General features: G+C 70.8%; 20 protein-coding genes. 14 read left to right on the top strand and 6 right to left on the bottom strand.

Annotated elements, in window-relative coordinates:
- Window positions 1–50: 50 nt before the first annotated feature.
- Both APAU_RS10240 and APAU_RS10235 read left to right on the top strand, forming a co-directional pair.
- Window positions 51–986: a Ppx/GppA phosphatase family protein gene (locus APAU_RS10240; protein ID WP_006301673.1), complete on the top strand. Its 936-nt coding sequence runs from the start codon at window positions 51–53 to the stop codon at window positions 984–986.
- A 5-nt stretch (window positions 987–991) separates the two neighbouring features.
- Window positions 992–2,638: a Na/Pi cotransporter family protein gene (locus APAU_RS10235; RefSeq protein WP_006301672.1), complete on the top strand. Its 1,647-nt coding sequence runs from the start codon at window positions 992–994 to the stop codon at window positions 2,636–2,638.
- On the opposite strand, the gene pap is transcribed toward APAU_RS10235, so the two are convergent.
- Window positions 2,583–4,061, bottom strand: coding sequence for a polyphosphate:AMP phosphotransferase (gene pap, locus APAU_RS10230; protein ID WP_006301671.1), 1,479 nt, complete (start codon window positions 4,059–4,061; stop codon window positions 2,583–2,585). The two genes, APAU_RS10235 and pap, sit on opposite strands and share 56 nt — an antisense overlap.
- Before the next feature lie 173 nt (window positions 4,062–4,234).
- On the opposite strand from pap, the gene APAU_RS10225 reads away from it, so the two are divergent.
- The 10 genes from APAU_RS10225 (at window position 4,235) to rnfB (ending at window position 14,629) form a co-directional block, all read left to right on the top strand.
- Window positions 4,235–5,386 (top strand): LuxE/PaaK family acyltransferase, encoded by a 1,152-nt coding sequence (locus tag APAU_RS10225; protein WP_006301670.1) that lies wholly within the window; start codon window positions 4,235–4,237, stop codon window positions 5,384–5,386.
- On the top strand, window positions 5,383–8,028 hold the full coding sequence (locus tag APAU_RS10220; protein ID WP_006301669.1) for an acyl-CoA reductase: 2,646 nt from the start codon (window positions 5,383–5,385) through the stop codon (window positions 8,026–8,028). The genes APAU_RS10225 and APAU_RS10220 overlap by 4 nt, the downstream gene beginning before the upstream one ends.
- Window positions 8,029–8,031: 3 nt before the next feature.
- On the top strand, window positions 8,032–8,835 hold the full coding sequence (locus tag APAU_RS10215; protein WP_006301668.1) for an EFR1 family ferrodoxin: 804 nt from the start codon (window positions 8,032–8,034) through the stop codon (window positions 8,833–8,835).
- Between the two features lie 9 nt (window positions 8,836–8,844).
- Window positions 8,845–9,522 carry a protein-L-isoaspartate(D-aspartate) O-methyltransferase gene (locus APAU_RS10210; protein ID WP_006301667.1) on the top strand — a complete coding sequence of 226 codons (678 nt, stop codon included), beginning with the start codon at window positions 8,845–8,847 and terminating at the stop codon, window positions 9,520–9,522.
- Between the two features lie 133 nt (window positions 9,523–9,655).
- Window positions 9,656–10,987 (top strand): electron transport complex subunit RsxC, encoded by a 1,332-nt coding sequence (gene rsxC / locus APAU_RS10205; RefSeq protein WP_006301666.1) that lies wholly within the window; start codon window positions 9,656–9,658, stop codon window positions 10,985–10,987.
- 3 nt (window positions 10,988–10,990) lie between these two features.
- Window positions 10,991–11,938, top strand: coding sequence for an RnfABCDGE type electron transport complex subunit D (locus APAU_RS10200; RefSeq protein ID WP_006301665.1), 948 nt, complete (start codon window positions 10,991–10,993; stop codon window positions 11,936–11,938).
- Between the two features lies 1 nt (window position 11,939).
- Complete coding sequence (locus APAU_RS10195) at window positions 11,940–12,506, top strand: RnfABCDGE type electron transport complex subunit G (protein ID WP_006301664.1); 567 nt, start codon at window positions 11,940–11,942, stop codon at window positions 12,504–12,506.
- The gene (gene rsxE, locus APAU_RS10190; RefSeq protein WP_006301663.1) at window positions 12,503–13,231 is read left to right on the top strand and encodes an electron transport complex subunit RsxE; all 729 of its coding nucleotides are present in this window, start codon (window positions 12,503–12,505) and stop codon (window positions 13,229–13,231) included. Before APAU_RS10195 ends, rsxE begins: the two co-directional genes overlap by 4 nt.
- On the top strand, window positions 13,228–13,803 hold the full coding sequence (locus tag APAU_RS10185; protein ID WP_006301662.1) for an electron transport complex protein RnfA: 576 nt from the start codon (window positions 13,228–13,230) through the stop codon (window positions 13,801–13,803). Before rsxE ends, APAU_RS10185 begins: the two co-directional genes overlap by 4 nt.
- A 10-nt stretch (window positions 13,804–13,813) precedes the next feature.
- Window positions 13,814–14,629 carry an RnfABCDGE type electron transport complex subunit B gene (gene rnfB / locus APAU_RS10180; RefSeq protein WP_006301661.1) on the top strand — a complete coding sequence of 272 codons (816 nt, stop codon included), beginning with the start codon at window positions 13,814–13,816 and terminating at the stop codon, window positions 14,627–14,629.
- 74 nt (window positions 14,630–14,703) lie between these two features.
- On the opposite strand, the gene APAU_RS10175 is transcribed toward rnfB, so the two are convergent.
- The 5 genes from APAU_RS10175 to APAU_RS10155 are packed head-to-tail and all read right to left on the bottom strand — an operon-like array spanning window position 14,704 to window position 18,772.
- Window positions 14,704–15,405 carry a B3/B4 domain-containing protein gene (locus tag APAU_RS10175; RefSeq protein ID WP_006301660.1) on the bottom strand — a complete coding sequence of 234 codons (702 nt, stop codon included), beginning with the start codon at window positions 15,403–15,405 and terminating at the stop codon, window positions 14,704–14,706.
- Window positions 15,402–15,947: a Gx transporter family protein gene (locus tag APAU_RS10170; protein WP_006301659.1), complete on the bottom strand. Its 546-nt coding sequence runs from the start codon at window positions 15,945–15,947 to the stop codon at window positions 15,402–15,404. Before APAU_RS10170 ends, APAU_RS10175 begins: the two co-directional genes overlap by 4 nt.
- Window positions 15,931–16,317, bottom strand: coding sequence for a NusG domain II-containing protein (locus APAU_RS10165; protein WP_006301658.1), 387 nt, complete (start codon window positions 16,315–16,317; stop codon window positions 15,931–15,933). The genes APAU_RS10170 and APAU_RS10165 overlap by 17 nt, the downstream gene beginning before the upstream one ends.
- Window positions 16,314–17,375, bottom strand: a complete 1,062-nt coding sequence (locus APAU_RS10160; protein WP_006301657.1) for an FAD:protein FMN transferase — start codon at window positions 17,373–17,375, stop codon at window positions 16,314–16,316. Before APAU_RS10160 ends, APAU_RS10165 begins: the two co-directional genes overlap by 4 nt.
- Window positions 17,376–17,410: 35 nt before the next feature.
- The gene (locus tag APAU_RS10155; RefSeq protein WP_006301656.1) at window positions 17,411–18,772 is read right to left on the bottom strand and encodes an FAD-dependent oxidoreductase; all 1,362 of its coding nucleotides are present in this window, start codon (window positions 18,770–18,772) and stop codon (window positions 17,411–17,413) included.
- A gap of 133 nt (window positions 18,773–18,905) precedes the next feature.
- On the opposite strand from APAU_RS10155, the gene APAU_RS10150 reads away from it, so the two are divergent.
- Complete coding sequence (locus APAU_RS10150) at window positions 18,906–19,712, top strand: electron transfer flavoprotein subunit beta/FixA family protein (protein ID WP_006301655.1); 807 nt, start codon at window positions 18,906–18,908, stop codon at window positions 19,710–19,712.
- A complete protein-coding gene (locus tag APAU_RS10145) occupies window positions 19,712–20,737 on the top strand; it encodes an electron transfer flavoprotein subunit alpha/FixB family protein (protein ID WP_006301654.1) in 1,026 nt (341 codons plus the stop codon). Before APAU_RS10150 ends, APAU_RS10145 begins: the two co-directional genes overlap by 1 nt.
- Window positions 20,738–20,770: the final 33 nt, after the last annotated feature.

The following is a 20,770-nucleotide window of genomic DNA, read 5'->3' as shown; positions in this document are numbered from 1 at the left end:
CGTCTCGTCAGGACCGTGCTAGACTAGGGCACCGAAGGGGAGGTGGGGGCATGGAGCCCGTGGCGGTACTGGACCTGGGGACCAATTCCATCAAACTCCTGGTGGCCCGGGAGGAAGGGGGACGCCTGGTGCCCCTCCTGGATCGGCAGGAGATCGTCCGTCTGGGGGACGGCCTGACCTCCACGGGGGTCTTCTCCCCGGAGGCCATGGAGCGGGGGCTGGGGGCGGTCCGGGTCCTGGCGAAGCAGGCTCGGGATTTGGGAGCCCGGCGGATCGCCGCGGTGGGGACCATGGGCTTTCGCACCGCCCGAAACGGGGAGGCCTTCGCGGCGCGCCTCCTGGCGGAGGTGGGGGTGGAGGTGCGGGTCCTTCCGGGGGAAGAGGAGGCCCGCCTGGCCTTTCGGGCCGCCTCCTCCCGTCTGGGGATCCCGGGCCCCCGGGTGGTCTTCGACACCGGGGGGGGGAGCACGGAGTTCATCCTGGGCTCTCCGGAGGGGATCTCCCTCCGGCGCAGCCTTCCCTTGGGGGCCCTGTTCCTCCACGACCGCTTCCTGGCGGGGGAGGACCCGGTCTCCCTCTCCTCCTGCGAGGCCGCGTGCCGAGCCGCCCGGGAAGGGTTGGCGGAGGCGGCGGAGCTGATCGCCCAAGCCCGGCCCCTGGGCCCCGTCCTGGTGGGGGTGGGGGGCACCGTGACCACACTGGTCTCCGTGGCCCTCGGCCTGACCGCCTACGACCCGGATCGGGTGACGGGGTTTTCCCTGGAGGCCCGGGAGGTGCGTCGCCAGATCGACCTGTACCGGTCCCTGAAGGTGGAGGAGCGCAAGGCCCTCCCGGGGCTGCATCCCAAGCGGGCGGAGATCGTCCTGGCGGGGGCCTGCATCGTGGAGGCCGTCCTGGATGCCTTCGACGCCCCCGCCCTCGTGGCCAGCGACCGGGGGCTGCGCTACGGGGTGCTGGAGGCCCTGCTGGCGGGGGAGAGGATCTAGCCGCCGTGGTGGTATCGGGGGTGGTGGCCCTCCTGGGGGGACTGGCTCTGTTCCTCTTCGGGGTGGAGGAGAGCACCCGGGCGAGCCGTTCCGCCCTGGGGGGGGACGAACGGGCCTTTCTCGGGCGCCTGGCTTCCCGGACCTCCGGGGCCTTCTGCTTCGGGGCGCTCCTGTCCGTCCTCTCCCAGAGCAGTTCCGTGGCCACCTCCTTCGCCGTGGGGCTGGTGGACCTGGGAGCCCTCCCCTTCGCCGGTTCCCTGCTGGTGATGATGGGGGCCAGCGTGGGGGCCGCGGCGGTGACGTTCCTCCTGAGCCTGGACGTGGGGGTCCTGGCCCCGGCGGTGCTGGCGGCGGGTTCCGGGGCGGCCCTGCTGGGTCGGGGTCGGTGGCGCACCGCCGGTCAGGTGGTGCGGGGTCTGGGGTTGGTGCTCCTGGGGATGTTCCTCATCAAGCTGGGGGTGGACCCCCTGATGCGCACCTCCCAGGCCCGGGAGCTGATCCTCGGGGCCTCCCGGTGGCCCCTGGTCCTGGGAGGGGCAGCCCTGGCCGTCACGGCGCTGCTCCAGAGCAGCTCCGCCGTCCTGGCCCTGGGGATCGCCCTGGCCTCCTCGGGGGTCCTCTCCCTGGGTGCCCTGGTCCCCCTGGTGCTGGGGGCCCACGTGGGGTCCGCCGCCCCGGTGCTGCTCTCCAGCCTGGGGGCCAAGCGCAACGCCCGCCGCCTGGGGGCGGCCACCTGCCTGTACAAGCTCTGCGGGGCCCTGGCGGTCCTTCCCCTGGTTCCCTGGCTGGTGCAGCTCCTGGAGGGGGCGGGGATCTCCCCCGCCCAGGCGGTGCCCTGGATCGGGGCGGGGGTGACGGGGCTCAACGCCCTGCTGGGCATCCCCCTGGCGGGGGCCCTGGCGTCCCTGGCGGGACGCTGGTTTGCCGGGGCGGAGGCGGTGGGGGAGCCCCAGTTCCTGGACGACACCCTGGCCCGGGTCCCCGGGCTGGCCCTGAAGCTGTTGGACCGGGAGATGAGCCGTCTGGCCAACCTGCTGGAGACCTTCCTCTACCTGCTAGCGGAGAGCCCCCAGGAGGAGGAGCGGATCGAGCGGTTCCGCAGGGGACTGCCGGACCTGGCGGAGTCCTGCGTGGGGTACCTGGACTCCCTGGAGTTCCCGGATCCGGAGACGCGGCGTCGGGCCTACGGGGAGTACGAGTTTCCCCTCCTTTCCATGGGAGGACTGGCCCGGACCCTGGCGCAGGACCTGAGCGGTCCGGCGATGCGTTTCCATCACCGGGAAGGGGTCAGCCTCTCCCGTGCCCCCGGCTGGTCGGGGCTCTACGAGACCCTCAAGGAGCTGCTGCGGGATGCCCTGGGAGCCTTCGCTCTGGGGGACGAGTCCCTGGCAGAGCGGGCCAGGAGGGCCTTCCGACGCTACGAGGTCCAGGAGGGAGCCTGGAACGGAGGGTGGGCCGGGGGAGACTCGGGGGCGGGGTCCCGCACCCCCCGGCAGGAGGCCTGGTCGCTCCTGGAGGCCTTCGGGTCCCTGGCCCGGTACGCCCAGGAAATGGTGAGGGAGCGGGGGATCACCCCTTCCGCCCCCTCGCCGGAACCTACTTCTTCCCCAGGCCCCCTTCCGCCGTCTCCACCACTTTCCGGAGCACCTTGAGGCGGGCGTATTCCTTGCAGTTGGCCTCCACCACCACCCAGGGAGCCCCGGGGGTGCTGGTGCGCAGGAGCATCTCCTCCGCCGCCTCCTCGTGGCGGGGCCACTTCTCCCGGTTTCGCCAGTCCTCGGGGGTGATCTTCCAGTTCTTGCAGGGGGTCTTCTCCCGTTCCTCGAAGCGCCGGAGCTGCTCCTCCTGGCTGATGTGGAGCCAGAACTTCACCATCAGGGCCCCGCTGCGGACCCACTGCTCCTCCATCTCGTTGATCTCCCCGTAGGCCCGGCGCCACTCCCCCTCGGAGCAGAAGCCCTCCACCCGCTCCACCAGGACCCGGCCGTACCAGCTCCGGTCGAAGATGCCCACGTGTCCTGCCTTGGGGAAGGCGGTCCAGAAGCGCCACAGATAGTGGTGTGCCCGCTCCCAGTCGTTGGGGGCGGAGGTGGGGACCACCTGGTAGCCCCGGGGGTCCAGCTCCTGGGTGAGGCGTTTGATGCACCCCCCCTTGCCCGCCGCGTCGGGGCCCTCGAAGGCCACCACCAGGGGGCGCCGGACCCGGTAGAGTTCGTACTGGATGTCCCGAAGCCGCTCCTGAAGCTCCTTGAGCTGTTTCTTGTACTCCTTCTGGGCCACCGAAAGGTCCAGGTCCAGGCTGCGGAGGATGGCGGGCTTGAGGGGGTCCGGGGTGGATCGGGTGACCAGCGGGGGCGTCGGCGCAGCTCCCAGTGCCCGGGCCGCCTCCACCCGGGCGATCTGCTGCTCCAGTGCCTGGATCACCGTGGTGAGGATCTTGACGGTGGCGTACTCCCGGTCGTGGGCCTCCACCAGCGTCCAGGGGGCGTGCCCCTTGTCGGTGCGTTGGAGCATGCTTTCCACCAGGGTCTCCGTGCGGTCGTAGCGCTTGTGGTGCTCCCAGTCCTGATCCGTCACCCGCCAGCTGGTGGCGGGGTCCGCCTCCAGGGCCTGGAGGCGCTTCTTCTGTTCCTTCTTGGAGATGTGGAGGAAGAACTTGACGATCAGGTATCCGTCCTGGGCCAGCTGCCGTTCGAAGGAGAGGATCTCCTCGAAGGCCCCTTCCTCCAGGGGGTCCTCCAGGACCCGGCGGTACCAGCTCCGGTTGTACAGGGCCATCCGCCCCCGGGGAGGCAGGAGCTTCCAGAAACGCCTCATGGGGGGCCAGAAGCGTCCGTCCTCCGTGGGCCCCCCCACGTTGTGTACCTGGAAGCCCCGGGGGTCCAGGGCCAGGATCAGCTCGTTCATCAGGGTGCCCTTGCCCGCCCCGTCCCATCCCTCGAAGACCACTCCCACGGGGATGTCCAGGTCTTTGGCCCGGCGCTGCAGCTCCCCCAGCCGCTCCCGCAGGTCCGGGGCCAGGGTCTTGAAGGTCCCCTTCTCCAGTTTGCGCTTCAGATCCACCTTCTCCAGCACGAGACCACCTCCCGAAGAGTGCCTAACCATGTCGCGCCGAAGCGTTCTCATGCTAGCAGGTTCCCTCGCCCGGCGCCATGGCGAAGATCCCCCCTGACCGATGGTCTCCCTTTCGCTATGATGGGGCCATTCCGCGAGAGACGGAGAACCCGTCCGCGAAGGGGGAAACGACCATGCCGCAATCCCAGCTCCCGCACCTTCCCCAGGTGGATGCCCTGGTGGCCCACCCGGCGGTCTTCGAGGACTCCCCGGAGGCGGAGCGCCTCTTCGCCGAGGCCATGGCGGAGTGCGACGCCTTCCACCGTCCCCGGCAGCCCTACCTGGACCATCTGGCACAGCGCTTCCGCTTTCATCCTCCCCTGAGCCCCGAGCCGGGGGACTGGCGGCGCCTCCCCCCCCTCTTCGCGGGGGTGATGAAGCTGCACCGGTTCCTGAGCATCCCGGAGGAGGAAGTGGCCCTCACCCTCACCAGCTCCGGCACGGGAGGGCAGAAGACCCAGCTCTGCCTGGACCGGGACAGCCTGGCCCGGGTGGAGGGCATGGGCCGGGCGGTGTTCCGGGCCCTGGGATTCTGCGATCCCGAGCCGGCCCACTACCTGATGTTCGGCTACGATCCCTCGGAGGCCTCCGACGTGGGCACCTCCTGGAGCGCCGCCCAGAAGATGGCCTGCGCCCCCGCCAAGAGCGTCCGCTGGCTCATCCGCCGGGACCCCTCCGGAGCCTTCGACTTCGACCCGGAGGAGGCGGCCCGGTACCTCCTGGAACGGAAGGACGATGCCCCCCTGCGGCTGGTGGGCTTCCCCGCCTTCATGCACCGGGCCTTCCTGGAGGCCGCCCGGCTGAGCCCGGGGGTGAAGGTGCACCCCCGGAGTTTCCTCCTGGCGGGGGGAGGCTGGAAGAGCCACGGGGGCACCCCCATGACCGCGGCGGCCTTCGCCGCCTTCGCGGAGGAGACCGTGGGCCTGCCCGCGGAACGAGTGCGGGACACCTTCGGCATGGCGGAACACGGGGTCCCCTACGGGGCCTGCCGTTTCGGCCACCACCACGTGCCCGTCTTCGGGCGGATGCTGGTGCGGGACCCCCTGACCCTGGAGATCCTGCCTCACGGTCAGGAGGGGCTGCTGGAGCTTCTGACCCCCTACAACGGGGCGCAGCCCAACCAGGCGGTGCTCTCCTCAGACCTGGCGGTGCTGGGACGAGACTGCCCCTGCGGTCTGCCCGGGGACTACCTGGCGTCGGTGCGCCGGGGCGGGGTGCACCAGCACAAGGGCTGCGCCGTGGCGGCCCAGGAGATCCTGAACCGAAGGGGAGGGACGGCCCGATGAGCGAGGCCTGGAAGCGACACTATCTGTTCGGCCGGTGGGCGGATCTGGGAGAGCGGCTCCCGGAGGAGGAGGCGGCAAAGCTCTTCGACCGGCGGGCCCTGGAGGAGCGCAGCCGCCTCTGCCGCCGCACGCCCCTGGACACTATCCTGGGGATCCTGGAGCGCACCGGGCGGCTTCTCACCTGTCCGGAGGGGCGCTACCGGCGGATCCTCCTGGAGACCATGCCGGGGGTGACGGGGTACTCCCTCCAGGGGGTGGAGCTGGGCCTGTCCATCCTGGAGCGGCTGCTCACTCGGCGGACCCTGGAGGGGCGTCTGGCCTGCCTGGGAACCCCTCGGGTCCTGGACGGCTTCCTGCCCCTGCGGCACGGCCGGGTGGCCCGGGCCCTTCCCCTGGGGACGGTGTGCCACATCGCCGCGGGGAACATCTTCCTGGGCTCCGTGGACTCCCTGCTCTTCGGCATGATCACCAAGAACGTGAACATCCTCAAGGTCTCCCGCCAGGACCCGGTCTTCCCCTTCCTCTTCCTGGAGGCCCTGGAGGAGGCGGACCCCAAGGGGGAGCTGGCTCCCTTCCAGGCCGCCACCTACTGGCCCCACGACGCGGGGGAGGTGGACGACCGGGTGAGGGAGGTCTGCGACGCGGTGCTCCTCTTCGGGGGGGAAGAAGCGGTGCGGGCCTACAAACAACGCCTGAGCCCCCGGACCCAGGTGCTGGCCTTCGGCCCCAAGATCAGCTTCGGGGTGCTCCTCCGGGGTCTGGACGACGCAGGCCTGAAGGCGGCGGCGGCGGGCTTCGCCAAGGACGCCTCCCTGTGGGAGCAGCGGGCCTGCACCAGCTGCCAGAACCTCTTCGTGGAGGGAGAGGACCTGATGGACCGGTTCCTCCCTCTGTTGGAGGATGCCATGAGGAACCTGGCGGCGGGACTGCCCCGGGGTGCCCTGGGGATCCACGAGGCGGTGGAGGTGCGCGTGGAGCGGGAACTGGGGGCCTGGCGGGAGCACTGCGGCCAGGGGTGTCTGGTGGAGGACCCCCACTTCACCCTCCTGGCGGGCCGGGGGACCGACGTGATCCCCTCTCCCCTGAACCGCACCCTCTTCGTGCAGGCGGTGGGCCGGGCGGAAGACCTCCTCTCCGGCAGCCTGAGCCTCCTGGACGGCTACCTGTCCACCGCGGGCATCGCCGGGCCCGACAATCGAGTGCAGGAGGTCGTGGAGGCCCTGGCGGGGCTGGGGGTCCTGCGGTTCTGCCGGGCCGGCACCATGGGCCTGGGAGGAGACGTGGAGGGGGCTCACGACGGACGCCAGATCCCCCTGGACCTGGTGCGCCTGCTGAACCGGGAGGACCTGTCCCCGGACCTCTTCGGACTGGAGTGGCGTCCCCGGGAGGAGCGGGAGGGTCGGGTGCTGGCCCGGCTCAACGCCCTGCTGGACGAGGCCCGAAGGAGCCCCTTCTACCGGGAGCGCCTCGCGGGTGTCTCCGGCCCCCTGGATTCTCTGGAGGAGTTCTCCGCCCGGGTTCCCCTCCTGGAGAAGGCGGACCTGGTGGCCCACTGTCCCCCGGCGAGCCGGGACATGCTCACCCGCTCCGAGGAGCGCTCCTACGTCTTCGCCTCCGGGGGCACCACAGGCAAGCCTCGGTACGCCCTCTGGGGAGCGGAGGAGTTCGACCGGGCGGGGCTGGTGACGGGCCGGGCCTTCCGGGCCCTGGGGATCCGTTCGGGGATGCGGGTGGCCAACCTCCTGCGGGCGGGGGCCCTGTGGACGGGCTTCCTGGCCTTCAACCGGGGGCTGGAGGAAACGGGGTGCCAGGTCCTCTCCCTCACCTTCAACCAGGACAACCGGGACACCCTGGATTTTCTCGCGGAGTTCCGCCCCCACGGGATCATGGCCATGTCCTCCGCCCTCCTCTCCCTGGCGGAGACGGCGGAGCGGAGGGGGTTCGACACCCCCGTGGAGCGGATCTTCTTCACCGGAGAACCTCTGTCGGAGGTGACCCGGCGGTACCTCCAGAAGGTGTTCCGCTGTTCCCTGGTGGCCTCTCCCCTCTACGGGGCGGTGGAGATCGGCCCCCAGGGGTACCAGTGTCCCCACTGCGACGCCACCACCTTCCACCTCTGCGACGAGTGGTGCCACCAGGAGATCCTGGGAGAGGAGGGGGAGGTGGTGGTCACCGCCCTGGAGCGGACCCTGCACCCCTTCATCCGCTACCGCCTGGGGGACGCGGCGGAGTGGCTGGAGGAGCCCTGCCCCTGCGGGCGCACCTCCCCGCGTTTTCGCCTTCGGGGCCGCCTGGGGGACTACGTGCGGGTGCACTTCGGCAAGCTCCACCTGAGCGAGGTGGCCTCCGCCTTCGGACGGTTCGAGGAGCTTTCCGGGGCGTTCCAGGTGCAGGTGGACCCGAAGGAGGGAGGGCGCACGGGGGTCACCTTCGCCGTGGAGGCCCTCCGGGAGGGGCCCTGGGTGGGGGACCCGGCCCTGGAGGCCCGGGCCCTGGAGGCGGTGCTGGAGGAGGCGGCGGTCTACCGGGACCCCCGCAACCGGGCTCTGGAGGACCTGGCGGTGCGGGTGACCGCCCCGGGGACCCTGGAGCGGGTGCAGCGTACCGGCAAGATCCGGAGGATTCGAGACGGGAGGATCTAGCCCATGACGTGGGACAGCGTGGCGATGTACGTCTTCAGCGGCACCGGCAACACTCTGAGGGCGGCCCGGGCCCTGGAGGGGGTCTTCGTGGAGGCGGGGGCATCCGTGCGTCTGGCGCCCCTGGAGCGGGGGTTTCGGGAGGAGGACCTGGAGGGAGCGGATCTGCTGGGGGTGGGGTTCCCCGTGGCGGCCTTCACCACCTATCCCCCCGTCTGGGAGGCCCTTCAGGCCCTCCCTCCGGGGCGGGGGAAGCCCCTGTTCGCCTTCGCCACCATGGCAGGGGCAGCTTTGGGCCTCGGGGGCGCGGTCCGGGCCCTGGTGCGTCGCAAGGGATACACCCCTTACGGGTATCGGGAGTTTATCATGCCCAGCAACTACCTCCGCAAGGAGGCTGCCCCCACGGAACGGGACCAGGAGATCCTGGCGGCGGGGGAGGCGGCGGCCCGGGCCTTCGGGGAGGCCCTGCGGACGGGACGGCAGCCCTGGAAGGGCTCCGGCCTGGCGGGTCCCCTCCAGAGCCTGGGGCGATCCCGGTTCGTCTGGAACTGGATGGCCCACAGCTCCTTCAGCGAATTCTCCGCCGACCCGGACCGGTGCGTGCGCTGCGGCCGCTGTGCCCGGCTCTGTCCCGCGGGGAACATCGCCTGGCAGGAGGGGCTGCTGCCGGTGTGGCAGGATCGGTGCGTGGTCTGCCAGCGCTGCGCCGCCGTGTGCCCCCACGATGCGGTGCGCCTCCCCAAGGGGGCGGTGCCCTATCGGGCGGCGGACCCGGAGATTCCCGAGGACGGCCGTCCCGCCGGGGCCTAGGGGGACCCCATGGAGGTCCTGGACTGGAGGCTCTTCGCCGAGGCCATGACGGAGGGGCAGATCCGCCGCCGGGGGGTGCGGGACGAGGGCGTCCTGGCGATCCTGGCCTCCCTGCCCCGGCATCGGTTCGTTCCCTCTCTGGGGGAGACCCCCTCGGAGGAAGAGCTGGAGGCGGCCTACGGGGACTTTCCCCTTTCCATCGGCAGGGGACAGACGGTTTCCCAGCCCTACATGGTGGCCCGGATGACGGAGCTGTTGGGGGCGGAGCCGGGGATGAAGGTGCTGGAGGTGGGTACCGGATCGGGCTACCAGGCGGCGGTGCTGGCCCGGCTGGGCTGCACCGTCGTGGGGGTGGAGCGCGTCGCCTCCCTGGCAGAGCGGGCGGCCCGGACCCTGGCGGACCTGGGACTCCCCGTGGAGGTCCGGTGTGCCGACGGGCGCCTGGGGTGGCCCCCCGGGGCCCCGTACCACCGCATCCTCGTGGCGGCGGCCTGCCCCCGGGTGGAGTTGCCCTGGCAGGAGCAGCTGGCCCCGGGGGGGAGGCTGGTGCTGCCCCTGGAGACGGGACGGGGCTTCCAGCGGATCCTGGTGCGGGAACGGACCTCCGAGGGCTTCCGGGACCGATGGGGAGAGGACTGTCGCTTCGTCCCCCTGAGGGAAGGGATCGAAGGAGCGGCGGGAAAGTAGGACACCCGAGTTTCGTCAACCTATTCAAAATTCGTCTCCGTTTCTCCGGGGCCGAGGGTTCATGGTAGGATGAGGCATTGTGTGGTAGAATGCCCCAAATTTGTGACAAGAACCACAAGATGGAGGTCATGCCATGCCCTTCCCCACGTTCAAGAAGGGGGCCCACCCCCCCCATCGCAAGAGCGCCACGGAGTGCAAGCCCATCGAATCGCTTCTTCCCACCCGTGAGCTGGTCTATCCCATGGTGCAGCACATCGGTGCTCCCTGCGTCCCCCTGGTGAAGCGGGGAGACCGCGTGCTGGTGGGGCAGAAGATCGGGGAGGCGGAAGCCTTCGTCTCCGCCCCCATCCACGCCTCCGTGTCCGGAACGGTGCGGGACGTGGCGCCCCGGTTGGCCATTTCCGGCAACCTGGAGCTGTCCGTGGTGGTGGAGAACGACGGGCTCTACGAACAGGACCCGTCGATCCACCCTCGGGACAACGTCTCCCTGCTGGATCCGGGGGAGATCCGGCGCATCGTCCGGGAGGCGGGCATCGTGGGGATGGGAGGGGCGTGTTTCCCCACGGCAGTGAAGCTCTCCCCCCCTCCGGACAAGGTCATCCGGCACGTCATCGTCAACGGGGCGGAGTGCGAACCCTACCTCACCTGCGACGACCGCCTCATGGTGGAGGAGGCGGACCACATCCTGGAGGGGCTTCGCATCGTCCTGAGCCTTTTCCCCGGAGGCGTGAAGGGGCACATCGCCGTGGAGGACAACAAGCCCGAGGCCATCGAGACCCTGGGGAGGGTGGTCACGGGTCAGGCCCACATCGAAGTCTTCCCGGTGCGCACCAAATACCCCCAGGGGGCGGAAAAGATGATGATCTACGCCCTCACGGGGCAGGAGGTGCCCTGCGGGGGGCTCCCCGCCGACGTGGGCTGCCTGATGCTCAACGTCCGCACGGTGCACCAGATCTGGAACGCCGTGGTCCTGGGGCGTCCGGTTACGGACCGCATCGTCACCGTGTCGGGCAACGCGATCCGGGAGCCCAAGAACCTCCACGTCCGCCTGGGCACCTCGGTGCTGGACCTGGTGGACGGGGCGGGAGGCTTCCGGGCGGAACCCGCTAAGGTGCTGGCGGGAGGCCCTCTCATGGGGGTGGCCCTGAGCACCCTGGACGTGCCGGTGGTGAAGGGCACCTCGGGCCTTCTGGCCTTCACCGAGGGGGCGGCGATGACGCCCCCCGAGTCGGCCTGCATCCGTTGCGGCAAGTGCGTGGAGGTGTGTCCCATGGGGCTGCTGCCCTTCGCCCTGAACGCGGCGGTCATCCGGCGGGACTACGACGCCTTCGAGGCCCAGGGGGGCATGAACTGTCTGGAGTGCGGCTGCTGCGCCTACGCCTGTCCCTCCAAGCGGCACCTTACCCAGGCGTGCCGGGACGGGAAGCGCACCGTGGCGGCCCGACGGCGGAAAGGAGCGGCCTGAGCCATGACCACGAACCGGCTGCTGGTGGTTTCCAGCTCCCCGCACCTTCACGGCCCCCAGACCGTGCGGAGCATCATGAGGATGGTGCTCCTGGCGCTGCTCCCCGCGGGCTTCATGGGGGTGGTCACCTTCGGGGTCCCCGCCTTCTGGGTCATCGTCACCTGTACCGCCTCGTCGGTGGGGACGGAGGCCCTGTGGCAGAAGCTCACCGGGCGTCCCGTCACCGTCTCGGACCTCTCCGCCGCCGTGACGGGGCTCCTCCTGGCCTACAACCTGCCTCCTTCCATCCCCCTCTGGATGGCCGCCGCAGGAAGCGCCTTCGCCATCCTGGTGGTGAAGCAGCTCTACGGGGGGTTGGGGAAGAACGTGGTCAACCCCGCCCTGGCGGCCCGGGCGGTGATGCTCACCTGCTGGCCCGTCCCTATGACCACCTGGACCCTGGACGGAGTGACGGGACCCACCCCCTTGGCGATCCTCAAGGGGACGGAGGCCGCAGGGGCGTCCCTGCCCCCCTTCCTGGACGTGTTCCTGGGGCATGTGGGGGGGTGCATCGGCGAGACCTCCGCCCTGGCCCTTCTCCTGGGAGGGGCGCTGCTGCTTCTGGAGCGGGTCATCACCTGGCACATCCCCGTGACCTACATCCTCACCGTGGGGCTCCTCTCCTGGATCCTGGGGCGGGGCGCGGGGATCCCCGCGGACGCCTTCTACGAGGTGTGCGCCGGGGGGCTCTTCCTGGGGGCCATCTTCATGGCCACGGACTACGCCACCTCCCCCATGGACAAGTCGGGACAGATGGTCTTCGCCTTCGGATGCGGGGTGCTCACCACCCTGATCCGCCTCTACGGGGGCTATCCCGAAGGGGTCTCCTACTCCATCCTCATCATGAACCTCACGGTGCCCCTCATCGATCGGTTCTTCCAGCCCCGGATCTTCGGGCAGGAGGTGAAGTGACGTGGGCAAGAACCTGAAGCTGGGCCTCGTCCTGCTGGCCATCACCGCTGCCACCGGCCTGATCCTGGGCCTGGCCCACGAGATCACTCTGGAACCCATCCGGGCCACCCAGGAGCGGCAGCGCCAGGAGGCCTTCCGGGCGTCCCTGCCCGGGGCGGACTCCTTCTCCTCCCTGCCGGTGCCTCCGGGGTCGCTGGTCCGGGAGGTGCAGGAGGGACGCAAGGGCGGATCGGTGCTGGGACACGTGTTCACCGTGGCGCCCAAGGGGTATGCGGGTCCCGTGGTCTTCGTAGTGGGCATCTCCCGGGACGGGGTGGTGCGGGGCATCCGCATCCTGAGCCAGGGGGAGACCCCCGGATTGGGGGCCAACGCGGGGGAGCCTTCCTTCTCCGGGCAGTTCGCCGGCAAGAGAGCGGAGCCCCTGAAGGTGGTGAAGACCCCTCCGGCGGATCCCCAGGACATCCAGGCCATCTCCGGAGCCACCATCACCTCCCGGGCCTTCGTCGGGGGCGTGAACGACGCGGTGGAAGCCTGGAAGAAGCACTTCGCGGAAGGGGCGAGACCATGATCCAGTCGGCGATCCAACGAATTCGGGCGGGGGTCCTGGACGAGAACCCCACCTTCGTGCAGGTCATCGGGCTCTGTCCCACCCTGGCGGTCACCACCAGCGCCGTCAACGGGGTGGGCATGGGGCTGGCGGCCACGGCGGTGCTCATGGGGTCCAACGTGGCCGTGGCGGCCCTGCGGCGGTTCATCCCCTCGGAGATCCGCATCCCCGCGTTCATCGTCCTCATCGCGGGCTTCGTGACCCTCATCCAGTTCTTCGTGGCGGCCTACGCCCCGGCCCTGGACAAGTCCCTGGGGATCTTCATCCCCCTCATCGTGGTGAACTGCATCATCCTGGCCCGGGCGGAGGCCTACGCCTCCAAGAACGGGGTGATCCCCTCCCTCTTCGACGGGCTGGGCATGGGACTGGGTTTCACCGTGGCGCTGGTCGTCCTGGGGATCATCCGGGAGGCCCTGGGAGCAGGGACGGTCTTCGGGATCCCCGTGATGCCCCACGCCTTCCAGCCCGCCCTCATCCTCATCCTGGCCCCCGGGGGCTTTCTGACCCTGGGCCTGGTGATGGGGGGCATCAACCACTACAAGGAGTGGAAGCGCCACCACCGCCGGGCCACCCGGCGGGATCAGGTGGACGCGGACGCGGAGGCGGAGCAGCTGCGGCACCAGACCGCCTGTTCCGGCTGTCCCCTGCCCTGCGGCATGACCCGGCCGGAGGACGACGGACGATGAGCCTGCTGGGGATCTTCTTCGGCGCCATTTTCGTCCACAACATCCTCCTCTCCCAGTTCCTGGGGTGCTGCCCCTTCCTGGGGGTCTCGGGGAAGGTGGGCACCGCCAAGGGTATGGGGGTGGCGGTGGTGTTCGTCATCATCCTGGCCTCCCTCATGACCTGGCTGCTGTACAACCTGGTGCTGGTCCCCCTGGGACTGGAATACCTCTACACCCTGTCCTTCATCCTGGTGATCGCCGCCCTGGTTCAGTTCGTGGAGGTGGTGGTGAAGAAGACCCAGCCGGGGCTCTACAAGTCCCTGGGGATCTTCCTGCCCCTCATCACCACCAACTGCGCCGTGCTGGGGGTGGCGGTGATCAACATGAACCAGAACTACGGCCTGGTGGAGAGCCTGGTGAACGCGGTGGGCGCCTCCATCGGGTTCCTCCTGGCCATCGTCCTCATGGCGGGACTTCGGGAGCGCATCGAAACCAGCGACACCATGCCCCGGTGCATGAGGGGGCTTCCCATCGCCCTGGTCACCGCGGGGCTCATGGCCGTGGCCTTCATGGGCTTCACGGGACTGATCTAGGAGGGCCGTCATGGACCTGCAGGGCATTCTCTATCCGGCGCTGATCCTGGGAGGGCTGGGCCTGGTCTTCGGCCTTCTCCTCGCCTATGCTTCCAAGCGGTTCCACGTGGAGACGGATCCTCGGGTGGAACAGGTTCGGGAGCGCCTTCCCGGGGCGAACTGCGGCGGCTGCGGCTTTCCCGGGTGCGACGCCTACGCCGAGGCGGTGGTGCTGGAGGGGGCGAAGCCCAACCTCTGCGCCGCCGGGGGGGCGGAACTGGCGGAGGCTCTGGCGAAGATCATGGGGGTCTCCGTGGAGGCCTCGGCGCGCCGGGTGGCCTTCGTGAAGTGCAAGGGGACCCCCGACGTGGCCCGGTGGCGCTGTCTCTACGAGGGGGCGGCGGACTGCCGGGAGGCGGTGGTGCTCCCGGGGGGCGGGCACAAGGCCTGTTCCTTCGGCTGTCTGGGGCTGGGCACCTGCGTGGCCGTGTGCCCCTTCGACGCCATCCATATCGAGAACTCCGTGGCCCGGGTGGACGAGGCCAAGTGCGTGGGCTGCGGGGCCTGCGTCACCCTCTGTCCCAAGGGGCTGATCGAGCTGGTCCCCCTGGACCAGCGGGTGCGGGTGGCCTGCCATTCCACCCACCGGGGACCGGACGTGAAAAAGGCCTGTCAGGTGGGGTGCATCGGCTGCGGCCTATGCGTCAAGGCGTGCCCCAACGACGCGGTCCACGTGGAGAACAACCTGGCCCGCATCGACCCGGACAAGTGCACCCAGTGCTGCCTGTGCGTGGACAAGTGTCCCACCAAGGCCATCCTCTTCCTGGAGCACCGGGTGGACCGGTAGGGAAACGAGCGGAAACGAGAAGACGCGGCCCCTCTCCGCCATCCTGCGGGGAGGGGCCGCGTTCTGTTCCCGGTCTAGGGGAGGGGCGTCTCCGGGCAGGAGGCGGAGAGCACCCCTCGGGCCTCCGGGTGGTGCCCCAGGGCGAGAAGCAGGGATTCCAGATCCCCCAGGATCGCCTCCGGGGAGGAGTGGACCGGGGGAAAGGCCTGATCCACCAGGAAGAGGGCCCGTCGGGTGTCGAAGCTCACCACCACGTCCCGGCAGTCCCGATGGTTCCAGAGCCAGCAGCAGACGCGTTTCTCGTCGGCGTAGACCACCTGCCGGGGGTCTACCGTCTCGTTCAGGTCACCCAGGCCTTGGAAGACCTCCCCCTCCCTTCCGAAGCGCAGCGTCAGGTCCCCCGAAAGCAGGTCCACGTCGTGGGCCCCCATGGGAAGGAGGTGGCGCACCGACAGGGCGTTGTACCCGTCCACCACGTCGGACACGTCCCACAGTCCCTGGTGCTTCAGCACCCTTCGGGCCAGGGCCTCCAGGGAGCTGCGGTACTTGCTGGGCTTGACCCCCATGCGGGAGTAGGTCTCCCGCCACCGGGCCACGTCGGGGTGGCGGGGCAGGTTCGTTTCGTCCAGCCCCAGGGCGTTCAGGTGGGCCTCCAGACCCGATTTGAGGCGTTCCACCTCCGGATGGAAGGAAACGGGGACCACGGAGGCCACCAGCCAGCCCACCCGGGCTTCCGGGAAGGTGGCGAGGAGAGGGGCGTCGATGCGAAGGTTCATGGCTGTCTCCTTTCGGTTTCGCAGGATCCGCCGGGAAGGGGGGACGTCGCCAGGAAGGGATGCCGCAGCAGCATCCGGGCCAGGAGCCCCGTCCCCAGTCCCGTGACCAGGGCCGACGTGGCCAGAAGGGGAGCGTAGGGGAGGGCCACCCCCCAGCTCCCCAGCAGAAGGGCCACCACCAGGAGCTGGGCCAGGTTGAAGGCCCCCGCCTGGGCCACGCTCAAGCCCTCCAGGGAAAGGCGATCCGGGACGAACCGCCCCAGCAGGATCAGGGCCGCCAGGGCCGCCAGGCTTCCCCCGAGGCTGCACAGAAAGGCCAGCCCCAGGCCGGAGAAAAGCCCCCCCAGGAACACCCGAAGCAGGGTCACCGCCGCCGCGTCCCGCCACCCCAGGGCCACGAAGGCCACCAGGCCGAAGACGTTGGCCAGCCCCGGCTTCACTCCCGGAAGCAGGGGGGGGAGGGCCGCCTCCGCCTGGTGCACCGCCAACCCCAAGGCCACCAGCAGCCCGTCCAGGACGAGGCGTCTACTGGGAGATCCCATCCAGATCCTCTCCCTTCCCGGTGCCCCGAACCCTCAAGGCCACCCGATGGGGCAGGCAGACCGCCGCCTGGCCGGGACGGTCCAGCCAGCCCGCCCGGACGCAGTCCCGGTCCGGGCAGTTCGCCTCGACCATGCGGATGCGCCCCCCCTCCAGACGGACCCGGTTGACCCCCCCGCCGGGGGAGGAGAGGACCCATTCCCGGGGAGGGGCGGCGGGGTCCAGGACCACCCGCTCCACCACCCGACCCTCCTGGAGGATCTCCGCCACCGGAAGGGAGCCTCTCTCCCGGTTCCCCGGGAGGAACGCCAGGGCCCCTCCCAGGGCGCAGGCCCCCAGGAGGCCGAAGACCCACCGGTCCAGGGGCTTCACGGGGCCTTCTCCCCGGGCAGGTCCCGGAGGGTGAAGGACCGGTCCGTGAGGCGAAAGCGCCTCCTCAGGGACGGGGTGAGGAGGATCTTCCGATCCTCCGTCACGAAGAGGACCTCTGCGGGGTAGCGGGCCAGGAGGGAGCGGGACCGTGCCGGTCCCAGGACGAAGAGGGCCGTGGAGAGGGCGTCCGCCAGGGCGGAGCTACTCGCCACCACCGTCACCGACAGGAGCCCCGAACGGGCGGGGACGCCCGTGGCCGGATCCAGGAGGTGGTGGTAGCGGACCCCCTGCTGTTCGAAGAACCGCTCGTAGACTCCGGAGGTCACCACCGTTCCCTCCTCCAGGGTCACGGATCCGAGGGGGGTCCCCCGGGGTTTGCGGGGGTCCTGAATCCCGATGGTCCAGTTTCCCCCTCCCGGGTGAGGGCCGAAGACCAGGATGTTCCCCCCCAGGTCCAGAAGGCCTGCAAGGATGCCCCGGCGGCGCAGACGCTCCGCCAGGTCGTCCCCCGCGTATCCCTTGGCGATGCCCCCCAGGTCCAGGGCCTGGCCGGGTCGGGCCAGCTTCCAGCCCTTCTCCGTCCCGTCCGGGGGGATCAGGTCCCGCCAGCCCACCAGCCCCCGGGTCCGGAGGATCTCTTCCTTCCCGGGGATCCGGGCGGCGGGGGTCCCGATGCCCCAGAGGGAGACCAGGGGTCCCACGGTGGGGTCGAAGGCTCCGCCCGAGGCCCGGGCCACCTCCCGGGCCAGGCGGAGCACCCGGTCCGTCTCCGGACGGACCGGAACGGGTTCTCTCCCTGCGGACTCGTTGATCCGGGCCACATCGGATCCCACCCGGTGGACGGAGAAGGCGTCCTCCAGTTCGTTCAACCGATCCAGGGCCCCGTCCAGGGCATCTTCCGCCCCGGGGCCGTAGAGCTTCAGGTGCACCAGGGTTCCCAGGGCGAAGGAATGCCGTTCCGCCGCCTCCGGGGGGCGGTGGTGGGAGAAGAGGAACCCCGCAGTGAAGGCGAGGCTGACGAGGATGCTTGCGATCAGGGGGTGGAGGCGCCGTCTCATGGTCCGATCCTAGCACGCCCCGCTCCCCTTCGGGCCTAATCCTTCAGCAGGGACAGGAGTCGCCGGGCCGCCACCTGCACGGGATCCCACACCGGGGAGAAGGGAGGGGCGTAGCTCAGGTCCAGGTCCACCAGGTCCTGGGCGGTCAAGCCTCCCCGGATCGCCGTGGCCACCACGTCGATGCGCTTGGCCGCCCCCTCGATGCCCACGATCTGCCCTCCCAGGATGCGCCCCGAGGGCCGCTCCGCCAGGAGCTTCACCGTCATGTCCCCCGCCCCGGGGTAGTACCCCGCCCGGGTGCTCTCCTCTATGGTCGCCCCCGTCCAGGGGATGCCCAGCTCCGTCAGCTCCCGCTCCAGCAGCCCCGTGCGGGCCGCCTCGTACTTGCAGATCTTGCAGACCGCCGTGCCCAGGGCCCCGGGGAAGACCGCATCCCCCCCCGCCAGGTTGATCCCCGCCACCCGGCCCATCTTGTTGGCCACCGTCCCCAGGGCCACGTGGAAGGGGCGGCGGCTTGCCAGGTTGAAGGTCTGGGCGCAGTCCCCCGCCCCCCAGATCCCCGCCGTGGGGGTGCGCATCCGGGAGTCCACCACCAGGGCCCCTCGGACCCCCAGGGCCAGCCCCGCCCGTTTGGCCAGCTCCGTCTGGGGTACCACCCCCAGGCCCAGCACCACCAGGTCCGCCTCCAGGAGCCGTTTGTCCGTACGGACCCCCACGGCCCGGCCGTCCCGGACCTCCACCCCCTGGAGGGTCTCCTCCAGGAAGAGACGGATCCCCACCTCCCGGAGGGCCTGGGAGACCAGGGCCCCCATGTCCGGGTCCAGGGTGCCCATCACCTGGGGGGCCCGCTCCACCAGGCTCACCTCCAGGCCCCGGTGGCAGTTGAAGGCCTCGGCGATCTCCAGGCCGATGTAACCCCCTCCCACCACCACCACCTTCCGGGGACGCTGCTCCTCCACGAAGCGCAGCAGCGCCACGCCGCTGACCAGGGTGCTGACCCCGAAGACCCCCGCCGCGTCGATCCCCGGCACGGGAGGGCGCAGGGGGGTGGCCCCCGTCGCCAGGAGCAGGTCGTCGTAGGGCTCCTCGAAGAGGCGCCCCCCCACCAGGTCGTGCACCGTCACCCGTCGGGAGGAAGGGTCCAGGGCCGTCACCTCGTGGCGGGTGGACACGTGGATGCCCTGCTCCCGGAACTCCTCGGGGGTGCGGGCCACCAGGCGGCTCGGGTCCTCCACCAGCCCCGCCACCAGGTAGGGGATGCCGCAGGCGGAGTAGGAGGTGTGGGGTCCCCGTTCGAACACCCGGATCTCCAGGTCCCGGTCCAGCCGCCTTGCCTGGGAGGCGGCGCTCATCCCCGCCGCGTCTCCCCCCACCACCACGATGCGTCGTTTCGCCACTGCAAACCCCTCCTTCTCCGGTTCGGGCTTCCCGCCCCTCGGGCGGGGCTTTCTCGTCGCATTGTACGGGTTTTGGGGCCCCGCAGGATGCCCTGTGGCATAATGGCGGGACTTGTACGTGGGAGGTGCGGCTATGGAGTTGGCGGTTCTGGTGAAACAGGTGCCGGACACGGACGACGTGGTCCTGGACCCGGAGAAGGGAACCCTGGTGCGAGAGGGAGTGGGGGCCATCCTCAATCCCCTGGACCTCAACGCCCTGGAGGCGGCCTTGGAGGCGAAACGCCGCTTCGGGGGCTCCGTGATGGTGGTCTCCATGGGGCCTCCCCAGACGGAGGGGGCCCTCCGGGAGGCCCTGGCCCTGGGGGCGGACCGGGGGGTGCTGCTCACGGACCGGGCCTTCGCGGGGGCGGATACCTGGGCCACCTCCCTGGCGCTGGCGGAGGGGTTGCGCCGCCTGGGGCCCTTCGACCTGGTCCTGGCGGGGGAAAAGGCCACGGACGGGGAGACGGGGCAGGTGGGCCCCGAGGTGGCCACCCTCCTGGAGCTGCCCTTCGCCACCTACGTGGGAGGCTGGGAGCCCCGGGAGGACGGGGTGACGGTGGAGCGGGTGGTGGAGGAGGGAACCCTGGAGCAGGACCTTCCTTTCCCCTGCCTGCTCACGGTGCTGAGCCACCTCAACGATTCCCCCATGCCCACCCTGGAGGGCAAGAAGAGGGCCCGTCGGGCCCCCCTGGAACGTCTGACCGCCCCGGACCTGGGGCTGGACCCGCAGGAGCTGGGGCTTTCCGGTTCCCCCACCCGGGTGGTGCGCATCGCCACCCCCCAGGTGGCCCGGCGGGGCGAGGTGTACGCCGGGGCGGACCTGGAGGCGGGGCTGGACGCCCTGATGGACCTGTTGGCGGAACGGGGCCTGAGGGCCTCCGGAAGGGGGGCGGCCTGATGCGGTCTCTGGTGGACCCCGCCGCCGCGGCGGGCTTCCTGGTGCTGGGGGAGATGCGTCCCGTTTCGGAGGCCCTGCACCCCGTGAGCCTGGAGCTGACGGGCAAGGCCCGGGAGCTGGCGGATCGTCGCGCCGCAGGAGGGGGGTGCGGTACCGTCACCGCTTTGGTCCTGGCGGGGGACCGGCTGCCGGACCCGAATGCCCTCATCGCCGCAGGGGCGGACCGGGTGCTTCTGGCCCAGGCCCCGGCCTTCGAGGCCTACGACGCCGCCGCCCAGGCCCGAGCCCTGGCCTGGACGGTGGAGCGGGAGAAGCCGGAGGTGGTCCTGGCGGGAGCCACCACCAACGGCCGCAGCGTGCTTCCCGCCGCGGCGGCGCGGCTGCGCACGGGCCTCACGGCGGACTGCACCGGCCTGGATCTGGACCCGGAGACGGGGGGGCTTCTCCAGACCCGACCCGCCATCGGGGGCAACGTGATGGCCACCATCCGCACGAGCGCCCATCGGCCCCAGATGGCCACGGTGCGTCCCCGGAACTTCCCCCTTCCTGCCCCGGACCCGAACCGCAGGGGGACCGTCCGGATCCTGGACCTCCCCGAGGAGGCCCGCGCCGGGTCGGTGTGCCCCCGGGCCTTTCGTCGGGCCGCGGCGGGGCGGGGCATCGAGGAGGAGGACGTGCTGGTCTCCGGGGGCAAGGGGCTGCGCCGTCCCGAGGGCTTCGCACTGCTTCGGGAGCTGGCCCGGGCTCTGGGGGGCGGCGTGGGGGCCTCCCGGGCGGCGGTGGAGGCCCGGTGGATCGAGTACCCCCACCAGGTGGGCCTCTCCGGCCGGGTGGTGTCCCCCAAGCTCTACGTGGCCGCGGGCATCTCCGGGGCGGTGCAGCATCTGGCGGGGATGCAGACCGCCGGGACCATCGTGGCGGTGAACAAGGACCCGGAGGCCCCCATCTTCCGGGTGGCGGACCTGGGGCTCTGCGGAGACCTCTACGACCTGATCCCCCGGATCCTCCGGAGGCTTGAAGAGTAAGGGCGTTTCGCCTACCCGCGCAGACGTTCGGGG

The organism is Aminomonas paucivorans DSM 12260 (assembly GCF_000165795.1).
GTDB lineage: Bacteria > Synergistota > Synergistia > Synergistales > Synergistaceae > Aminomonas > Aminomonas paucivorans.
The sequence above is the reverse complement of the archived record's forward strand: the minus strand, read 5'-3'. Positions and strand labels throughout refer to the sequence as shown.